Below are 20,621 nucleotides of genomic sequence, written 5' to 3' on the forward strand. Positions count from 1 at the left end.
CCAGATCAATATCATGACCTTCCGCCCTTCTTCCATAGCATTTCTTCACCATAGACTCCTTCTAATTCTTCACGAAGAAGCTGTTCCCAATGTCCCGTTTATCATCTCGAATGAAAGACTTTCTGAACAGCTTCTAATCATGCAATTATCAATAACCGATTTTTATCCGTCCGCTATTAATTCCCAATTCTTGTGTACCTTTATGAAAAACCTTAAAATCATCATTTCCCACCAATCTAAAGTTCAATACTTTTCTAGGATACATCGACGACGATGTAATAATTACAGGTATCATCATCTCTAGAGAATCTGACGGGATCGTGTAATATTCCTCCATAACAGGATCGTCAAAAGCCACATAATCAACCCCGGGAACAGCTTCCTCTGCCACATAACTCATATCATTGAACGTATATTGTTCCAATTTAATCTTCCGGGCATCGTGCACGTAATTTCCTCCTACACCAACTTTAAAATACAAAGTATCTCTCGTTTTACTACCCGAGGGAAGATAGACTGTCGTCTTGTAATCATAAAATGAATCTACAGCTGTTACCTTATCAGTTCGCAAGAAAAAAATATAATTATCAGAGCTCGTGTAAGGTTCCACGATTTCTTCCGAGCAAGAAACAATAAAAGCCATACATATCAACAATATCATAAACAATGTTTTCATAATCTCCTATCTTTAATTATTCAATATTAGAATTCTTTCGGGGGTAATGGCAAAACATACTGCATCTCGCCACAATCCTCACTATCTTCCGGTTGATTAAACATTCTTTTCACCTCGTGGCGTTTATACATGAAAAAATTCTGACCTTCCGCCATCAATTCCCGGATATACTCCCATAGCACCCTCTCCTGTCGATCGCCTTCCGTGTAAGGAGAGTACGTGATATTCCGCGCCACACAAAACTCTTCATAAGCAGCATTTGCCTCGCTCAACGTACCACACTCCATGATCGTCAAATACATTTCAGACAAACGCACAATCGGCATATTCGTCGCTTTAGCCTTTGAACTCGGGAATAACCCCTGGTATTTTATACAATAAACTGCCTGAAACGGTCTTGAATAAGAATAATATAGTTTAGAATAACGCAAATCGTTCGTGTTATTGTCATACAATTCCATAAAAGCATAAGTCATACCAATCATACTTACTTTAGTAGAACTCCCAAACGCCCCTTTGTTAAAATCATATAACTCCACGTCCATCCCGCATAAATGTTCCGGGTAAAATGTCAAATCGGTTTCTCCATCACCGAAACTATCTATAAGAGTTTGATCCCCCAGTTTAAACTTGGGAGTTCCGTCTGCGTTAACAGCCTCCTTCACCAGCTTGGCGTAGCGTACGGCTTCTTCCTTGTCACCGTACCATAAATGGGCTCGAGCTTGTAATCCCAAAACTCCGTAATAATTAAAACGACTCTGTCGATACAACCACTTCGAAGTCCCGTTGGCTGCATTATCCGCGTTATAAGTCAAAATAGGATCGGATTTCTTTAACAACTCCTCCGCTTCATCCAAATCCGCAAACAACTTCTGCATATACTCTTCATACGTCTGATAAGTATATTTCGCCGTCGAATACTCCGTCACGTAAGGCAAATACTTCTTAGACACATCCACCTTCGTCGGTATCGGCCCCCACAACCGAATCAAATCCAAATGGATACATGCACGTATGGCAAGAGCCTCTCCTTTCACGATATTATACACGTCCTCGTCCAAAACACCTTTGTTTTCCTCCACCCCGTCAATCAAAGGAGTCGCGTTAGCGACAATAGAATACATATTCATAAACGCGTAATTAAATAAATTCTCGGTTTGCCTATTATTCAGATTATATATATGCTTACCAAGTTCGTTCGCCGTATTCGTCCATGTAGCGGCTAAAGCTTCAGAGAAACCGGATCCTCCCATAATACCATCCGGCTGATAAATACTGGTCCGCATCAAAATATACATCCCGTTCAATGCTTGTTCCACCCCGTCATTCGTCGTGTACAAATTTTCAGCAACAATCGTCGTCTTCGGTTGAACCGTCAACCAATCCGTGCATGCACTGGCAACCACTCCTAGCGCAACGCATAATATATAGATACTCTTTTTCATTTTATCAGTCATTAAAATTAGAATGAACAAGAAATGGAGAAATTCGGGTTTCGAGAAAACGGGTAATTGATCCCTCTCTCTCTTTTTATCGTTGAAATATAGAATATATCAGACAAGTTCGCCCCGATATTCAAAGATTCCATACCCAAATACTTCTTTATAAACTCCTTCGGAAACTGGTAAGAAACATTAATATTGCTACATTGTAACACATTATCCTTCTGCACAAACATATCACAAACATTCGTGTAATCCTTATTGGGATCTATACTCATTTGTGTAAACAACGCCTGATCTCCCGGCTTTTCCCAAGAATCTTTCAAAATACGGCGGTCCAGGTTAAACTGGAACACCGCGTTTTCCGTTTTGGATAACAAAGTTTGATTAAACTGTTTTCCCCCCAAACGAACCGCGAACCCGACATTCAAAGTAAATCCCTTGTACAACAAAGAAGTCGAAATCGTCCCGTTCACCTTGGGTTCCCGTTCTCCTAGATACACCATGTCCACCATCCGTTGCCGTAAAGTGGCTTGCCCGTCATGAGTCAAAAACAAACGTTTTCCCGTCAACGGATCCACACCAATCGTACGCAACCCGTAGATAGCATCCATTGAACGCCCCTCCTGGTACTTGTAGAAGATTTCTGCGCCCGACATCTGTTGATTATCATATTGCAACTGCGCCTCCTTGTATGTATCGGATAATTTTACCACCGTATTAATATTCCGGGAAAAACGTCCTGACACATTCCACGTGAATTCACGAACCAGATCCCGGATTAAATTAGCAGTAATATTCAATTCATAACCTTCATTACGAATCACTCCAATATTAGCCTTACACATTTCCACACCGTGAGAGATCGGCAACAACATCTCCGATACCGTGTTATCGGTCTTCTTGTTATAGTAATTAAATTGGAACTGCAACACATTACTCCAAAGACTCAAATCCACTCCAATATTCCATTGATAAGTATTCTGCCATTTCAACGCGGGATTGCCAAACGTCTTCAAATAAGCCCCCATCCCGGAAAGATAAGTTTCCGTCGTGGAAAGATGATACGTTGTCAAAGCCTCCTCGGGAGAAAATCCCATATTACCGGATACACCATAGGAACCCCGAATCTTGAAATTATTTATAACGTTAGTGCATCCTGCCATAAAACCTTCATTACTTACCGTCCAGCCACCTCCTATTGAAAAGAACGGAGCGTAACGGCTCTCTTTCCCAAAAGAAGAAGACCCGTCCACGCGACAACTTATATCCACGAAATAACGCATGTCATAATAGTAATTACCGGAAAATAGCAATCCGATTCGACGACTCGTCGTTTCTTGCCCGTCAGGTTTTCCGACACTCGGGTACGCCAACGCCATTGAAGGATGGTCAATGGCATCATTAATAAAACCCGACGCGGTCCATCTCACGAGATCTTCCTTGTCTTCCTCTATCTCCCCGGAAATATTCAACGTTACCATATGCTTGTCGGCAAAAGTATTCGTGTAATCCACCCCAAGGCGTCCTTGCCATTTATTCGTCTTAGAATCCGTGCGGTAATTTGTCCCTTTCTGGTCAAGACTCTCCGTGGCAAAAGACCTGTGTGAAGATGGCTTATAGTAATTTCTTTGATTAAACTGACGCGTTAATCCCAGAGAACCCACGATATAAAAATTATCCATTACATTATAACGTAAAGAAATTGTATTCCGGATATTCGTGTATTCCGATTTATTCCAACAACCGACAACAGCGTCATAAATAGGACTGTACACTCCACTATTATCACTACTCTTTTTCAACGGATGTTGATATTCATATACCGGTGCCCCATCCTCGTCATACGGATTCCAGTATGGGTTCATATTCACGTAATCTGAGAAATTCCCGTAAGGCGAATCGGAATTCGTATTCACCCCAACGGACAACATCTCATCCACGACAAACCGTCCGGAATTATAAGTCACATGCAAAGACCCGTTAAAATTATTACGGTCCGAACCTTTCATCACGCCTATTTTCTCGTCATATGACAAGCTTGCCGCGAATTTCCATACTTCATCGCCCCCCATGATATTCAACACGTGATTCTGCCCGACCCCGTTACGCGTCGGAATATCCAACCAGTCATAATCATTTCCCTTTTCCACGGACTCTTTTAGATTTTTATACACGTCAAAATCTTTATAAAGATCCCAAACACCTAATTTTTCTTCCAAATCGAATTTTTCACGCGCGTTCAAACGATCATAAGTACTCAAATCCACTAACTCCAGGCGCAACATCCCCCTGTACTTCACCGTCACCTTTCCGGGAACAGGCTTGGCAGAAGTAATAACAATCACGCCATTAGCTCCTCGTGAACCGTAAAGAGATGTCGCACTCGCGTCCTTCAGCACGGTGATAGATTCAACATCATCATCATTCAAATCCATAACCCGTTGCAAAGAAACCTCGAAACCATCCAGAATAAATAAAGGCATATTCAATTCAGCCCTCGAGCTGTTCTGCACCTTACGAATATCCACCAAAGTCGAAGCCCCGCGTAATTGGATTTCCGGCAAGGCATTCGGGTTCGAACCAGCATCATTATTTTGCAATATCCTAAAACTCGGGTCCAAATTCGACAATGTCTGCAGCAGATTCCTCGAGTAATTCGCCTGTAGTTCCGCCTTCGACACGCTCGTCACCGCTCCCGTGAAACTCTCTCTCGGCTTATTAAAAATACCTGTCACCACCACTTCATCCACAGCCTGCAAGTCTTCTTTCATCACCACCGTCAACGGCTTCATCCCGTCCTTCACAAACACATTGTGCCGTTTAAATCCCACGAAAGAGAAGATCAATTCCAAACTATCCCGCTTCGGCAAATCAAAATCGAACTCACCCTTGGCATTCGTCACGAAACCAATAGTTGTTCCTTTCACGCGGATTGTCACCCCCGGTAAAATTTCCCCTTTCTCGTCTTTCACGATTCCCTTCACGGTAATCTTGGCAATTGAATCCGTAACCGCCGTGTACACCGGTTGAATCACGATCGTGTTGTCCACCAAACGATACGTCAACCCGGAACCTTTCAAACAAGCGTCCAGAACCACCTTGATATCAGCTTCCGTGTACTGCAAATTCAAGTTTTTGATTTGTGCCACTTGATGATCTCTATACAGGAAAGTAAAATTCGTTGAATTTTCCAACACTTTCACCACATCCTCGAAGGATGCATCCTGTAAATGAATCGTCACTCTAGCCTCTTGGCTATAAACACTCGCTGACAAATGCAGCGTCGATACAAACAGAAGTAAGACTACAAATTTCATAATCAAGCATGTTTTTAGCAACCTTTCACGCCAGGAAAGGTCATGCATTTCATTTTTTTTCATACATTTGTAAACGTTTAATGAAACAATTTCCGGTTCGTCCGGTTTCAAAAGGCGGGATACGGCCAATATCCCGTCTTTTTTATTTCTCTCTGTAAACTCTTTTTTCCAATCGTTCTACACCTCCATGACACTTCAAAAAGAAAAAGGAGGTATGTCAAATATCATTTTTTTATTTTTCCCGGATAAAAATATTATTCCCCTTAATCTCGAATTCCGTGTTCCCCGTCATTTCCAACATCTCCACGACTTTAGAAAAGTCGTCATAACGACGCATTTTTCCGGTAAAAGTAACTTCTTTTTGAGAAGCATTCTCCCAAAAAATGTTCACGTTATACCAACGGGAAACAATATTCATAATCTCCTCAAGGCGCTGTTGTTTAAAAGCGAAAACACCGTCTTTCCACGCCGTGTACAAATAAGTATCCACCTCCCGCGTTTCCAACTCGCCCGATTTATCCAGTACAGCCTGTTCTCCCGGCCTCAACACGACAGATTCTTTCCCGACAGAGAATGCCACGGAACCATGTACCAAGGTCGTCAATATCTCCCCCTCATCTTTGTACGCCCGAACGTCAAACCCGGTACCCAAGACTTTCACGGCAGAAGTTTTCAAATCCACGACAAACGGGTGTTCCTCGTCAGTCGTCACCTCGAAATAGGCCTCTCCGGACAGGTAAACCCGCCGTTCTCCTCCCGCGAATTTCACGGGATAACGTAATTCCGATTCGGAATTCAAGTACACCGCCGTACCGTCACACAACGTGATTGAATACTCCCCACTGCGGGGAACCCGCAACGTATTATACCGTACTTCTACATCAGAAGAATCACCCACGTAACTGACACCCCGTCCTTGAATGACAATATTCGCACCTTGCTGTAAAAGCAAAGAATCCGTAACGTTCGTACTCAACATTTTGGTTGTCCCGTCAGCCAGAACTAACTCCGCTTTCACCTCCCCGTGTCGGATAACTTCTGCCACTTGTTCCGGAACGACATCTTTCTTCTCTTCGTTACCCAACCAAAAGACAATAACTAATAGCGGTATCAATATCCCGGCTGCCACGGTAGATATCCTTCGGATTCGTCGTACCTGAACATTACGTTTCCTCTTCCGCAGAACTCCCATGTACCCCTTCACGACATCCACCCGTGCCGTTTCCCAGCATTTACGCTCTATATACCCGGCATTCACCACTTCCCCGTAAAGACGCTCGTTCGCCTCATCCGCCCCTCTCCATGCCTGCAAAGCCTCCCTCTCGTCTTCGCTCAACGTTCCCGCAATGGCTTTTGCCAACAAACCGGGAATTTCCTCGTGTATTCTATCGTTCTTCATATTTAAACTCGTTTACACTTGTATGACACTTCAAAAAGAAAAAGGAGGTATGCCGCCTTCAAAAAAAAATCACGCCCATGACCTACCCGTATCATACCTATAACCTGCACGAAAACAGGGATAATCCCGTATCAATTCCGGTTCACTTCCGTGTAAAACGCTATTAGTTCCCTATTAAAACGCTATTAAAACCCTATATTATAATAGCGTTTTAACAGCTTATCAAAAGCTTACTAATAATATTTCAAGCGGAAGTGAACCGGAATTGATACAGGATTCATACTCGATTCATATAGATCACTGGTAGAACAATACCTTGACATCCCATTGTAAAATACAAGATGACATTACCCGAGATATCGAAAAATACCTTATAACCAGAAAAACGTGAAAAGATTACCCAATCGTTCTTTTAATACCCGACGGGCATTTTGTTTCTGCTTCTTCACCGTTTCTATCGTGATTCCCAGTTCTTCCGCGATTTCTTTGGCGGAATAACCTTGTATCGCACGGGAAAAGACATTCCGACTACCGGGAGGAAGTTCCTCGACGATACTCATCACGATACGGAAAGTTTCCTCTTTTATATACTCGTTCATCTCGACAACATCCATTTCTTCCGTAAATGAACGGGTCGCGTCATGACGAATCTTTTCCGCCCGCAAATGATTAAAGCATTTAAAACGTACCATCTGATAGAGATAGGCAGAGAGATTTTCAACACCGCGCAATTTCTCGCGAGTTTCCCAAACCTTCACGAAAACGTCCTGCACAATATCTTGAGCTGCCTCTTCCCGCTCAACATATTTCATTGCAAATGAGATTAATGACGGGTAATAATCAACAAACAGAGCTTGAAAAACATTCTCATCACCCCCAATTAAACGACCGATATCTATAGGTGGTTCCTCTATCATAAAACCAACGTTTGTTGATATTAATAAAATTAATCATTACGCATTTTCACGACTGAAATATGAATTAATAATCAGCTCCTTACAATTCAACCTAAATCCAGTACCAGAAATAAGAGAACTATAATGAAACGTTCGATTATAGCTACAAATATATGGAAATAATTTGCATAACAGAAATCCCGTTTTCAAATTTATTCCCATTTCTATGCTATTTTGTCAGTTTAATCTGCTAATTTTGCAGATGAACAATTCATGGATAGGGGATTCACGCTTTACCGTTCGGCGGCGTAAATCACGAATCTTTAATTATTTAAATGGGATATGGAGGATATCAGGAATATCAAACAACGTTTTGAAATTATCGGTAATGACGCGAAATTAAACCGGGCGATAGAGAAAGCTGTACAAGTAGCACCCACGGACTTCACGGTACTGATTTCCGGGGAAAGTGGGGTAGGAAAAGAAATATTCCCGCGAATTATTCACAGTTACAGCACCCGCAAGCATGAACAATATATTGCCGTCAATTGTGGCGGAATCCCGGAAGGGACGATTGATTCCGAGTTATTCGGCCACGAGAAAGGTTCGTTTACCGGAGCTTTAGCCGACCGGAAAGGATATTTCGAGGTAAGTAACGGGGGAACTATTTTTCTGGATGAGGTAGGAGAATTACCCCTTTCCACGCAAGCGAAATTACTGCGCGTACTGGAAACCGGAGAATTTATCCGCGTGGGTTCGTCCAAAGTACAAAAAACAAACGTACGAGTGATAGCTGCCACAAACGTGGATCTCCCGACGGCGGTGAAAAACGGGAAATTCAGGGAAGACTTGTATTACCGGATCAACACGATTCCTATTCCCATCCCTCCCTTAAGGGATAGAAAAGAAGATATTTCTTTGCTTTTCAGGAAATTTGCCGCTGACTTCGCGGAGAAATACCGGATGCCCCCGGTAAGACTGACAGAAGATGCCGTGCAAGTACTTGAAAACTATCGTTGGCCGGGTAACGTGCGGGAACTGAAAAATATCACGGAACAAATCTCTATCCTCGAACAGGAGAGATCGGTGGATGCCCTGACGTTAAAAGGGTATCTTCCGGCACACAACAACAGTCTTCCGGCTTTGACATCCATCCCGGAAAGCGACCATAGTTTTGCCAATGAACGGGAAATCTTGTACAAGATTCTTTTTGACATGAAAAAGGATATGAATGATCTGAAACATCTGGTGTACGACATTATGCAAAAAGAGCATATCGCGCCGGAGCCGGAACCCCCGACCTCGATCGTGTTACGCAATCTTTACGAGACTCCTCAATCAGAGTTTCTTGCCCCACAACCGCCAAAATCTTTCTCGGCAGAGAAGGAAAGACATATAGAGGACACGGAAGCCGTTATTGAAGAATCGTTATCCCTTGAAGAGAAAGAGAAAGAAATGATTATCAAAGCTTTGGAGAAAAACCACGGCAAACGGAAACTAGCAGCGCAAGATCTGGGGATATCGGAAAGAACGCTGTACAGGAAATTGAAGGAATATAATATTGATAATTGAAAATGAGAAGATGCCCCCATGAAAGATGATTCTATTAACGCGATAGACAGCGAATATATAGAGTGGTTAAAAGCCATCAAACAGCAAATTCGTTCCACGAAGATACGAATGATAAAAACAGCCAATACAGAGTTAATACACTTTTATTGGCAGTTAGGACAAATGATTTCTCTAAAACTGAAAGAACAGAACTGGGGGGACAAAGTTATAAACAAACTTTCAGCAGACTTACGCAATGAGTTTCCTGATATGCAAGGCTTTTCTCGTCAGAATCTATATTATAGTAAGAATTTCTACGAGTTCTATGCAGAACAAATACATATTTTGCCCAATAATCCAATTGTCCCCCAAGCTGAGGGACAATTACAAGCAGCTAATAATTATGACATTATCTTCAACATACCTTGGGGACATCAAAAGGTAATAATTAGCAAAGCCCAAAACATAGAAGAAGCGTTGTTCTACGCACACCAAATCCTGTCTAATAATTGGAGCAGAAGTGTTTTGGAGAATCAATTCAAGCAACAATTCTACAAACATTACGGGCAAGGACAGACAAATTTTTCACAGACGTTACCAGCCCTAACGGCAGATATGGCTCAAGAAGTTGTTAAAGACCCATATTGGTTTGATTTTGTGTCCGTATCACAAAAAGCACGAGAAAGAGATATTGAAAAACAGCTTGTTACTCACATTACCCAATTTCTTCTCGAATTAGGTAAAGGATTTGCATTTGTAGGAGAGCAATATTGTTTGAATCTAAATAACAAGGAATACTTCTGTGACCTTCTGTTCTATCATATTCCTTTAAAAGCTTATGTCGTTATAGAACTTAAGAATGGAAGCTTCAAGCCGGAACATTTGGGACAGCTAAACTTCTATCAAAACCTAATCAATAACTCGCTAAAAGGAGAATATGATAACCCGACTATTGGAATGTTACTTTGTCGGGATAAGGATAGGATTGAAGTTGAATATGCTTTGCAAAATATATCTTCACCAATTGGAGTTAGTGAGTTTAATGTTAAGGAGCTACTTCCTGAAAACTTGAAAAGTAAATTACCAACAATTGAAGAAGTTGAAGAAGAACTTAACAAGATTCTATAAAATTTAAAATCTAAAATTAACAAGAGGTGGTTTCTAATTTTATTATCTTTGTCGAAACGATAGATTTACTCATAGTTCATTATTAAGAATCAGATGATTAAAAGAATTTTACCTATATTATTATTAGCCGTGACGTTCAGCGGGTGCAAGTTGTCAAGCGTGAAATACGCTTTCTCGGGAGTATCTCTGACCAACGGGGAGAAGACTTTCTCGGTGGATTATTTTTCGAATAAAACACCTTTTGCACCGAACTTGGGTTCTGATTTCACGGAGGCATTGAAAAAATACTTGAGGGACCGCACCAGTCTGACGGAAGTGACAGACAACAACGGGGATATCCGGTTCGAGGGACAAATCACGGGCTTCACACAACGCCCGGTGGATATCCAACGGGATGAAGTGGCAGCACAGAACCGCCTCACGATCACCATCCGGGTGAAATACACGAACACGAAAGACGAAACAGGCAAATCCGATTTCGACAGTAGTTTCTCGCATTACGAGGATTACGGGATAGACGCGAATTACGACGCGGCGGAACCGGAATTAATAAAGAATATCACGGACAAGATTATCGAAGACGTGTTTAATAAAGCACTTGTAAACTGGTAGAATTTGAACACGGAAGAATTAATAGATATTATACGTTCCGGACGTAACGAAGGAGAGCTTATCGGGGAGGTTGAATCACTGATAGAGCAATACCCTTATTTCTCCACGGCACGTGTCGTGTACTTGAAAATGTTACATGACACGGGACATCCGGCATACCCGGAGAAATTACGTCAAAACACCATTTTCATCCCGGATCACAAACAATTCTACCGTTACCTGAATAACCTGTTATCCCTTGAGAGTACTTCGCACGAGCAAGTTTACCAGCAGGAACCCGTCGCCATTGAACTTCTCGAAGATCGGGAAGAAGAGAAAAAAACTCGTTTACCGATGCCGTATTACCAGCTGGAAAATGAATTTCCAGAAGAAAAAATGTTATCACTTGACGAACTTGCGAACGAGTGGTTGACCAAAAAGAAGCAAAAAGAGGATCGACGGGACACGTTGATCGAGAAATTTATTGAAACGGAACCCTCTATCGCCAAATTCACGAGCGAAAGCGCGTCTTCCCCCGAGATCACGGCAACTGACACGGATTCGACAACAGAATTTTTCTCGGAAACATTGGCTAAAATATACATCCGTCAGCAATTATATGACAAGGCTATCGCAACTTATTCGAAATTAAGTTTGAAATATCCGGAAAAAAGTGTTTACTTTGCGAGTCAGATTGAAAAAATAAAAGAGAACTTAAATAATAATACGAATTAATATGTACTTAGTTGTTTCTATTTTGATCTTTATTGTTTGCGCTTTATTAATATTGATCGTATTGGTGCAAAACTCAAAAGGCGGTGGTTTATCTTCAACCTTTGCTTCTTCAAATCAAATCATGGGTGTAAGAAAAACAACCGATTTCCTTGAAAAAGCAACGTGGACACTAGCCGGCGCTATGCTCGTTTTATGTATCGTGGCTGCCATGGTGATCCCGAGAGGTCAACAAGGTGGGAAACAATCGGCGATTCAAGAACAATTGAACCAATCGGCACCGACTCAAAGTGTTCCTGATTTCGGCGCACCGGTTAGCACGACTCCAGTGGATGACAACAGCGGAGATACCCAAGAATAACTAGAAGATTCTATATTTTATATTATAAACAAAAAAATGTCAGTATGTCAGTCATACTGACATTTTTTTTGTTTGGCACGGAATGTGTACCGTCAATGACGTATTTGATTTTAAAAATAGAGATAATTTCAATTAATAATAAACTTTTAAATTAAGAATTATGGCACTTAAGACAGTTCTTAACAAAATTATTGTAGAGCCGGTAGAGGCTGAAACTAAAACTGCTTCAGGAATCATCATCCCTGATTCCGCAAAAGAAAAACCACAGAAAGGCGTCGTAGTTGCAACCGGAAACGGAAAACATGACGAACCGATGGAAATCAAGGTAGGCGACACCGTTTTATTCGGTAAATATTCAGGCACGGAAGCCACGATTGACGACAAGAAGTACTTGATCATGAATCAATCCGATATTCTAGTGGTTCTATAACAATTGAAAATGGAGAATTGAGAATTGAAAATTGAAAATGAATTACACGCTATCGATTTTCAATTTAAAATTTAAAATCTAAAATCTAAAATTAAAAAGGTTATGGCAAAAGAGATAAAATTTAATGTTGAAGCCCGCGATTTATTGAAGAAGGGTGTTGACGAGTTGGCAAACGCTGTAAAAGTGACACTCGGTCCCAAAGGACGTAACGTGGTTATCGAGAAAAAATTCGGTGCGCCGCATATCACGAAAGACGGTGTTTCCGTGGCAAAAGAAATCGAATTATCTGACCCGTACGCCAACATCGGCGCTCAAATGGTGAAAGAAGTGGCTTCCAAAACAGGTGACGATGCCGGTGACGGTACTACTACCGCTACTATTTTGGCTCAATCCATCATCAACGTGGGATTGAAGAACGTTACCGCCGGAGCTAACCCGATGGATTTGAAGAGAGGTATCGACAAAGCCGTTGCTGAAGTGGTGAAGAATTTGGAAAGCCAAAAAGAAGAAGTAGGAGAAAACTACGATAAGATTCGTCAAGTGGCACGTATCTCTGCTAACGGGGATGACAATATCGGTGCTTTGATTGCCGAGGCAATGGAAAAAGTAACGAAAGAAGGTGTTATCACGGTAGAAGAAGCCAAAGGAACTGAAACAGAAGTGAAAGTGGTTGAAGGTATGCAATTCGACCGCGGATATATCTCCCCGTATTTCGTGACCGACACGGAAAAGATGAACGCAGAATTCGAGAAACCGTACATCTTGCTTTACGATAAGAAAGTTTCCACGATGAAAGAATTGTTGCCCGTTCTGGAGCCTGTTGCTCAAGCCGGACGTGCATTGATTATCATCGCAGAAGACGTGGAAAGCGAAGCGCTGGCTACTTTGGTTGTAAACCGTTTGAGAGGTTCTTTGAAGATCGCGGCAGTGAAAGCCCCGGGATTCGGTGACCGCAGAAAAGAGATGCTGGAAGACATTGCCATCTTGACAGGCGGTGTTGTTATCTCCGAGGAGAAAGGTTTGAAGTTGGAAACTGCCACTTTGGATATGCTGGGATGTGCCGACAAGGTAACCATCGACAAAGAGAATACCACTATCGTGAACGGTTGCGGTTCCAAGGAAGCTATCGCGGAACGTGTAAACCAAATCAAGAAATTGATCGAACATTCTACTTCTGATTACGATAAAGAAAAACTGCAAGAGAGATTGGCTAAATTAGCCGGAGGAGTTGCCGTTCTTTACGTGGGTGCCGCTTCTGAAATCGAAATGAAAGAGAAGAAAGACCGCATCGACGATGCTTTGAGCGCAACGCGTGCCGCTATCGAGGAAGGTATCATCCCCGGAGGTGGTGTTGCATATATCCGCGCTACTGCCGCTCTTGAAAACTTGAAAGGCGAAAACGAAGACGAAACTACCGGTATCGAGATCGTGAAACGCGCTATCGAGGAACCGCTTCGCCAGATTGCCGCTAACGCCGGAGTAGAAGGCGCCGTGGTAGTTAATAAAGTGAAAGAGGGTGAAAAAGACTTCGGTTATAACGCTCGCACGGGTGTTTACGAGAACTTGTTGACAACCGGGGTTATCGACCCGAAGAAAGTGGCTCGCGTAGCTTTGGAAAACGCCGCTTCTATCGCCGGAATGTTCCTGACGACCGAATGTGTATTAGTCGAGGAAAAACAGGAAAATCCCGCTCCCGCAATGCCGCCGATGGGTGGAGGGATGCCGGGTATGATGTAATACCGACAATTAAAATAAAAAAAGCTCCCGCATGGGGGCTTTTTTTATTTAGATTGTTATACCTTTACGTCGCAAATTCTATTTATTACAAATAACTGTTTATGAATTACACGATTCTCGATTTCTTGCAATTGATCGGATCATTGGGTGTGTTCCTCTTTGGAATGAAGATGATGAGTGAGGCCTTGCAAAAGGTAGCGGGTAATAAAATGAGAACCATCCTCGCCGCAATGACATCCAATCGCGTGAAAGGTGTTATCACCGGTCTTCTAATTACCACAATCATTCAAAGTTCGTCAGCGACCACGGTAATGGTCGTCAGTTTCGTGAACGCCGGGTTACTTGACCTTGTAGGTTCCATCGGGGTTATCATGGGAGCCAACGTGGGAACCACGTTCACGGCATGGTTGATTTCCATCCTCGGCTTCAAAGTCAGCATGGTAAGCCTGTCGCTTCCCCTGATCGGTCTGAGTTTACCGCTTCTGTTCTCGGCAAAGCGGATACGAAAGAGCTGGGGAGAGTTAATCATCGGTTTCGGTCTTTTGTTTATCGGGTTGAACTTCTTGCAGGAGAACATGCCGAATATACACGAGAATCCTGAAATTCTAAACTTTCTGCATAATTACACGGACATGGGATACGGTTCCTACATCCTGTTTATGCTGATAGGAACAGCCTTAACGATATTGATACAATCCTCTTCCGCCACGATGGCATTGACGCTGGTCATGTGTGCCAACGGATGGATCGGGTTCGATATTGCCGCTTCCATGGTGTTGGGTGAAAACATAGGAACCACTATCACGGCAAATCTTGCCGCCATGGTTGCCAACACGACAGCGAAAAGAGCCGCGTTCGCACATTTCCTGTTTAACGTGTTCGGGGTATTATGGGTACTGGCCATCTTCCCGATATTCCTCGGCTGGGTGGCAAAACTCAGTATAATTCTGGGTATCGGTAACCCGTTCACGGAGGTCGGTTCCGTGCCGGTTGCCTTATCATTATTCCATACTTGTTTTAATGTCGCTAACGTGTTCTTACTGATTTGGTTCACGAAAGTGATTGCCCAGTTGGTTACCCGGATGATTAAATCAAAAGAATCGGCAGACGATGCGTTCACGCTGAAACACATCAAAATCGGGTTGCTTTCTACCCCGGATGCTTCTCTATTCCAAGCGAAACAAGAGATTTCACATTATGCAAAGAATACGTTGGACATGTATCGCCAAGTGGTAGAAATCATGCACACGCCGACAAAAGAGTTCGAGAAGAAATTCAACCGCATCGATAAACTGGAAGACGAGAGCGACGTGGTGGAAGTAGAAATCGCCGATTACTTGACCAAGGTTTCCGAGTCGAAACTCTCCACGGAAAATACACAACGGTTGCGTGCCATGTTTAGAATCGTATCGGAAATTGAAAGTATCGCGGATTCCTCATTGAATGTGGCAAAGGCTATCGGTCGCCGGAATGAACAGAATATAGAATTTCCCGACTTTCTTGACGAGAAGTTACGCCACATGATGGCTATCGTGGACGAAGCTCTCGTTGTCATGTGCGCCAACCTTGCCCTTGAATACAAGGAAGTAAAAGCAAAAAAAGCTTACGAGGTGGAGCAAACGATCAATGATTACCGTACTATCCTGCAACAGGAACATTTGACGGCTATCGAGGAGAAGAAATATAATTACGCGACAGGTATCGTTTACAGTGACATATTCTTCGAATGTGAAAAAATCGGAGATTACGCTATCAACGTGACCGAAGCGATAAAAGAAATTGGAGTAGACAATTAATTTACGATTTCAGATTACAGATTTACGATTACAAACGCAAACTGAATCTAAAATTTAAAATCATAAATCTAAAATTAAAATGGCACAAGAGGATGTTTTTAAGAAGCTGGTAGCACACTGTAAAGAATACGGGTACGTGTTCCAGTCATCAGAGATATATGACGGGTTGGCTGCCGTGTACGATTACGGTCAGTACGGGGTGGAATTGAAGAATAATATCAAGAAATACTGGTGGGACTCGATGGTACTCCTGCACGAGAATGTCGTGGGACTGGATTCCGCTATTTTTATGCACCCGAGCATCTGGAAGGCTTCCGGACACGTGGATGCATTTAACGATCCGTTGATTGACAATAAAGATTCCAAGAAGAGATATCGTGCCGACGTGTTGATCGAAGACCATATCGCCAAATACGAGGATAAGATCGAGAAAGACGTGGCAAAGGCCAAGAAAAGATTCGGGGAGAAATTCGACGAAACGTTATATCGCCAAACAAATCCCCAAGTGCTGGAGAATATCCGAAAAAAAGAGGAACTCACGGCAAGAATGGCAAAGGCGTTGAACGATAACGACCTGACGGAAGTGCGTCAGATTATCATCGACAATAAGATTGTATGCCCTATATCCGGTACCTGCAATTGGACGGAAGTACGCCAGTTCAACCTGATGTTCTCCACGGAGATGGGTTCCACGGCAGAAGGTGCCAGCAAGATTTACCTGCGCCCGGAAACCGCACAAGGTATTTTCGTGAACTTTCTGAATGTTCAGAAGACAGGACGGATGAAGGTTCCTTTCGGTATCGCTCAAATCGGTAAAGCGTTCCGCAACGAAATCGTGGCTCGCCAATTTATTTTCCGTATGCGCGAGTTCGAGCAAATGGAGATGCAATTTTTTGTACGCCCCGGTTCGGAATTGGAGTGGTTCAAGAAATGGAAAGAAACCCGCATGAGCTGGCATCAGGCTCTCGGTTTCGGGGCTGAAAACTATCGTTTCCACGATCACGAGAAATTGGCTCACTACGCAAATGCCGCCACAGACATCGAATATAAATTCCCGTTCGGGTTCAAGGAAGTAGAAGGTATCCATTCCCGCACGGACTTTGACCTGAAACGACATCAAGAATTCTCCGGCAAAAAATTACAATATTTTGATCCGGAATTGAACGAGTCATACGTGCCGTACGTGGTAGAAACATCTATCGGGGTAGACCGTATGTTCCTGCAAATCCTTTCCGCCGCGTACAAGGAGGAGGAGATCGTGAAAGAAGACGGCTCAAAGGATGCGCGTGTCGTGTTGAAATTGCCGCCCGCTTTGGCTCCGATCAAACTTGCCGTTATGCCATTAGTGAAAAAAGACGGGCTACCAGAGAAAGCGGAAGAAATCATGAAATTATTACGTCTTGATTTCAGATGCCAATACGATGAAAAGGATTCTATCGGTAAGCGTTACCGTCGGCAAGATGCTATCGGAACCCCGTTCTGTATCACGGTTGACCATCAAACACTGGAAGACAATGCCGTGACCATACGTTATCGTGACACGATGGAACAGGAACGCGTGGCTATCGACCAATTATATGACATTTTGAAGAAGAAGACCGACTTACGGGAAATCCTGAAAGAGGTCAAAATATAATTCGATGAGGGCGTGTTTTGACACGCCCTCTAGTCCATAAAGTCTTAAAGTCCATAAGGTCGTAAGGTCAAATCACTGAATTACCTGAACTTTTACTATCCTCCCCCGTATATAGTGTTACTAAATTAACCAACTAATTTGTAGCACTATGAAAAAATTGACATTGCTATTGTTGATTGCTATCTCTTGTGGAATCTACACGGGAGCACGAGCGCAAGTCAACGTGACTTCCGTGTCGGCAAAAAATGATGCGGATAACTTTTACAAAATGATGAAAGAAGCTTTTCCGCTATCCTTTAACGATCCCGCTTCCCCGAGATTTGTGTTTTTCAACAAGGATAAAAACTTCGTATTCGGCGTGGGAGGGTTTGTACAGGTGCAGGGAATTTACGATTTTAACGGAGTTCCCAATGACAATTACTTCGAAACGAACTCTATCGCCCTGAAAGGTCATCAATCCGGCGGACGTTACGGTATCGACGTGGGACAGTCCCGGTTATTCTTCAAACTGGTAGGCGATACAGAAGTCGGCAGACTGGTTACTTACATGGAAATGGAGTTCGAAGGCTCACAAAACGCTCCTATCCTAAGACAGGCTTTCATTAAATTCAGAGGCTTCACTATTGGTAAGACATGGAGTACTTTCTGTGACATTTCCGCGGGTCCTGCCACAATCGACGAGGAAGGCCCGACCAGTGAAGTTGCCTTACGTCAACCGCAAATCCGGTACACGCGGGATTTCAACGAGCATTGGCAAGCCTCTTTAGCCCTTGAATACGTGGAACCGTCTTACACGGAAGGAGAATTCACGGATTATATTCATCAAAGGATTCCCGACATCCCGCTTAACGTGAGATACAGTTTCAAAAACGGCAGTCACTTGCAAGCCGGAGCGGTATTAAGAAACATGTATTACAAGGATGAAATCAAGGACAAAGACCAAATCGTAACGGGCTGGGGAGCCTCTTTAAGTGGAATCTGGCAGTTCTCGGAAAGCACGTCTTTCTGTTTCCAAGGTGTTTGCGGTAAAGGTATTTCCAATTATATACAGGATATATCCGGTATAGGTCTTGACCTCGTACCCAGTGCCACCGCCGAGGGAAAATTGAAAGCATCCTGCGCATGGGGAGCCTATGGAGGTTTCTCTCACAAATGGAATGAAGAGCTTTCTTCCAACATCATGTACAGTTACGCCCGTGTAGAGGAACGGTTCGGCATGCCGACCACCTCATACAAATACGCTCAATACGCCGCCGCCAATCTATTCTGGGATTTCAGCGAATACGGTTCATGTGGTATCGAATACGTCTTCGGACGCCGTAACGACTTCAACAAAGACTACGGTAACGCAAGTCGTATCAACACGATGATACAATACAGATTCTAGTCAAAAGTCATAAGGTCCGTAAAGTCCGTAAGGTCAAAGATGTCTTTATGGACTTTATGAACCTTACGGACTTTATAGACTTTATAGACTTTATAGACTTTATAGACTCCATTATTCGGTTATTTATATTACTTTCGCGTCAAATTGTTCAACCCATTTGAAATGAAAGTTCACCACGGAGTCGAAGGTATTAATATCAAGAACCCGGTTGTCACTATCGGTAGTTTTGACGGAGTGCATTTAGGACACGCCCGCGTGATTCAACACTTGAAAGAGAAAGCTGACCGTATCGGCGGAGAGTCCGTTATTATCAGTTTTGAACCTCACCCACGGGAAGTGTTGTATCCTCTGGAAAAGAAACCGGGTATACTGACAACTCTCGAGGAGAAAATTGCCATACTGGAGCAATACGGGGTAGACCATTTGATTATCTTGAAATTCACACTCGAATTTTCCCAACAACCTTATCAAGATTTCGTGAAAAATATTCTGGTGGACAAGATTCATATCAAAGGTCTTGTCGTGGGATACGACCACCGGTTCGGGAAGAATCGGGCGGGGAATTTCGAAAGCCTGCAGGAATTATCCTTGAAATACGGTTTCTTTCTGGAACGGGAAGTTGTATTCGAGGAGAATGACGTGAATGTCAGTTCCACGAAAATACGAAACGCTTTGGCAGTTGGCGATATCAACACGGTAAACCGTTTTCTCGGTTACCCCTACTCCATTACCGGGAAAGTCGTGGACGGACGCAAATTAGGTCGGGAAATCGGCTTTCCCACGGCAAACGTGCAAATCCCGGAAGAAAGAAAATTACTTCCCGCGATAGGCGTTTATGCCGTAGAAGTTTTCATCGGGGAACAGGTTTTCCATGGGATGTTAAATATCGGGATACGCCCGACGGTGAGTAAAGAAGGCATCGTTTCCTGTGAGGTTCATATTTTCGATTTCAACCAAAATATCTACAACCGGACTATCACGATAAAACTGATTACCCGCCTTCGGGGAGAACGAAAATTCGAAGATATAAAGGAGCTTCGGGAACAATTGGAAAAAGACAAGACCGAGGCTATCAGATTGTTTCAGAAATAAAAATCCTTTTGATTCCTTGACTGGCGGTTCAATGATTTTCCAGAATCATTGAACCGTCAATTAAAGCACCATTCAGTTTTTCCATCGTTTCAACGTGGGGAAAAATTTTCTCATCTCGGCTCTGGCCTCTTCTCTCGTGAACGGACGCTCCACATCTTTATTGAATTCATCTAAAAATTCAAGATTATGGTCTATCATCTCATTCATGGTATAATTGCCCGTGAAAGCCCCGTCTTGATAACAATATGTACAATACTCGGTATTCATACTACCGTCATCATTAGTACCGAATTGCTCCTCTGCCATCATGGGCATACCGCAACTCTGACAAATTTTATTCTTCATAATATTTGATGTTTAGATTCTAACATGACAAATATATCGAATTTCTACCAAATAAAGATTCACTCTATCAGCGAATAATATTTGATTTTCATATAATTTTAA

The 20,621-nt window shown here is 42.9% G+C and carries 17 protein-coding genes; 11 read left to right on the forward strand and 6 right to left on the reverse strand.

The genetic code is table 11. From position 1 onward, the window contains the following. Positions 1–148: 148 nt before the first annotated feature. The 5 genes from Q5866_RS06090 to Q5866_RS06110 all read right to left on the reverse strand — a co-directional run bounded on the left by Q5866_RS06090 (position 149) and on the right by Q5866_RS06110 (position 7,754). Positions 149–676: a hypothetical protein gene (locus tag Q5866_RS06090; protein WP_303179482.1), complete on the reverse strand. Its 528-nt coding sequence runs from the start codon at positions 674–676 to the stop codon at positions 149–151. Between the two features lie 26 nt (positions 677–702). Continuing rightward, complete coding sequence (locus tag Q5866_RS06095) at positions 703–2,121, reverse strand: RagB/SusD family nutrient uptake outer membrane protein (protein WP_303179484.1); 1,419 nt, start codon at positions 2,119–2,121, stop codon at positions 703–705. Between the two features lie 17 nt (positions 2,122–2,138). Continuing rightward, positions 2,139–5,438, reverse strand: coding sequence for a SusC/RagA family TonB-linked outer membrane protein (locus Q5866_RS06100; RefSeq protein ID WP_303179486.1), 3,300 nt, complete (start codon positions 5,436–5,438; stop codon positions 2,139–2,141). A gap of 232 nt (positions 5,439–5,670) precedes the next feature. Next, the gene (locus Q5866_RS06105; RefSeq protein ID WP_303179488.1) at positions 5,671–6,837 is read right to left on the reverse strand and encodes a FecR family protein; all 1,167 of its coding nucleotides are present in this window, start codon (positions 6,835–6,837) and stop codon (positions 5,671–5,673) included. Between the two features lie 371 nt (positions 6,838–7,208). Next, the gene (locus tag Q5866_RS06110) at positions 7,209–7,754 is read right to left on the reverse strand and encodes an RNA polymerase sigma-70 factor (RefSeq protein ID WP_303179490.1); all 546 of its coding nucleotides are present in this window, start codon (positions 7,752–7,754) and stop codon (positions 7,209–7,211) included. A 321-nt stretch (positions 7,755–8,075) separates the two neighbouring features. Here Q5866_RS06110 and Q5866_RS06115 point away from each other — a divergent pair, with 321 nt between their 5' ends. The 11 genes from Q5866_RS06115 to Q5866_RS06165 all read left to right on the forward strand — a co-directional run bounded on the left by Q5866_RS06115 (position 8,076) and on the right by Q5866_RS06165 (position 20,174). Next, positions 8,076–9,305 carry a sigma-54-dependent Fis family transcriptional regulator gene (locus tag Q5866_RS06115; protein WP_303179492.1) on the forward strand — a complete coding sequence of 410 codons (1,230 nt, stop codon included), beginning with the start codon at positions 8,076–8,078 and terminating at the stop codon, positions 9,303–9,305. Positions 9,306–9,323: 18 nt separating this feature from the next. Beyond that, positions 9,324–10,412 carry a YhcG family protein gene (locus Q5866_RS06120; protein ID WP_227216596.1) on the forward strand — a complete coding sequence of 363 codons (1,089 nt, stop codon included), beginning with the start codon at positions 9,324–9,326 and terminating at the stop codon, positions 10,410–10,412. A 93-nt stretch (positions 10,413–10,505) separates the two neighbouring features. Continuing rightward, the gene (locus Q5866_RS06125; RefSeq protein ID WP_303179495.1) at positions 10,506–11,024 is read left to right on the forward strand and encodes an LptE family protein; all 519 of its coding nucleotides are present in this window, start codon (positions 10,506–10,508) and stop codon (positions 11,022–11,024) included. Between the two features lie 3 nt (positions 11,025–11,027). After that, positions 11,028–11,738, forward strand: a complete 711-nt coding sequence (locus Q5866_RS06130; protein ID WP_303179497.1) for a hypothetical protein — start codon at positions 11,028–11,030, stop codon at positions 11,736–11,738. A 1-nt stretch (position 11,739) separates the two neighbouring features. Further along, the gene (gene secG / locus Q5866_RS06135) at positions 11,740–12,096 is read left to right on the forward strand and encodes a preprotein translocase subunit SecG (RefSeq protein WP_099291575.1); all 357 of its coding nucleotides are present in this window, start codon (positions 11,740–11,742) and stop codon (positions 12,094–12,096) included. 160 nt (positions 12,097–12,256) lie between these two features. Further along, positions 12,257–12,526: a co-chaperone GroES gene (groES, locus tag Q5866_RS06140; protein ID WP_099291574.1), complete on the forward strand. Its 270-nt coding sequence runs from the start codon at positions 12,257–12,259 to the stop codon at positions 12,524–12,526. 102 nt (positions 12,527–12,628) lie between these two features. Then, positions 12,629–14,263, forward strand: coding sequence for a chaperonin GroEL (groL, locus tag Q5866_RS06145; protein ID WP_099291573.1), 1,635 nt, complete (start codon positions 12,629–12,631; stop codon positions 14,261–14,263). 101 nt (positions 14,264–14,364) lie between these two features. Further along, complete coding sequence (locus tag Q5866_RS06150) at positions 14,365–16,059, forward strand: Na/Pi cotransporter family protein (protein ID WP_099291572.1); 1,695 nt, start codon at positions 14,365–14,367, stop codon at positions 16,057–16,059. 79 nt (positions 16,060–16,138) lie between these two features. Further along, positions 16,139–17,695, forward strand: coding sequence for a glycine--tRNA ligase (locus Q5866_RS06155; RefSeq protein ID WP_292265383.1), 1,557 nt, complete (start codon positions 16,139–16,141; stop codon positions 17,693–17,695). A 148-nt stretch (positions 17,696–17,843) separates the two neighbouring features. Next, positions 17,844–19,082, forward strand: a complete 1,239-nt coding sequence (locus Q5866_RS06160) for a DcaP family trimeric outer membrane transporter (RefSeq protein ID WP_186976015.1) — start codon at positions 17,844–17,846, stop codon at positions 19,080–19,082. A 162-nt stretch (positions 19,083–19,244) separates the two neighbouring features. After that, entirely contained in the window at positions 19,245–20,174 is a 930-nt protein-coding gene (locus Q5866_RS06165) for a bifunctional riboflavin kinase/FAD synthetase (protein WP_292265380.1), read from the forward strand. A 72-nt stretch (positions 20,175–20,246) separates the two neighbouring features. On the opposite strand, the gene Q5866_RS06170 is transcribed toward Q5866_RS06165, so the two are convergent. Then, positions 20,247–20,519, reverse strand: coding sequence for a zinc ribbon domain-containing protein (locus Q5866_RS06170; protein WP_186976017.1), 273 nt, complete (start codon positions 20,517–20,519; stop codon positions 20,247–20,249). Between the last annotated feature and the right edge of the window lie 102 nt (positions 20,520–20,621).

This window comes from uncultured Butyricimonas sp. (assembly GCF_959596855.1).
Lineage (GTDB): Bacteria > Bacteroidota > Bacteroidia > Bacteroidales > Marinifilaceae > Butyricimonas > Butyricimonas muris.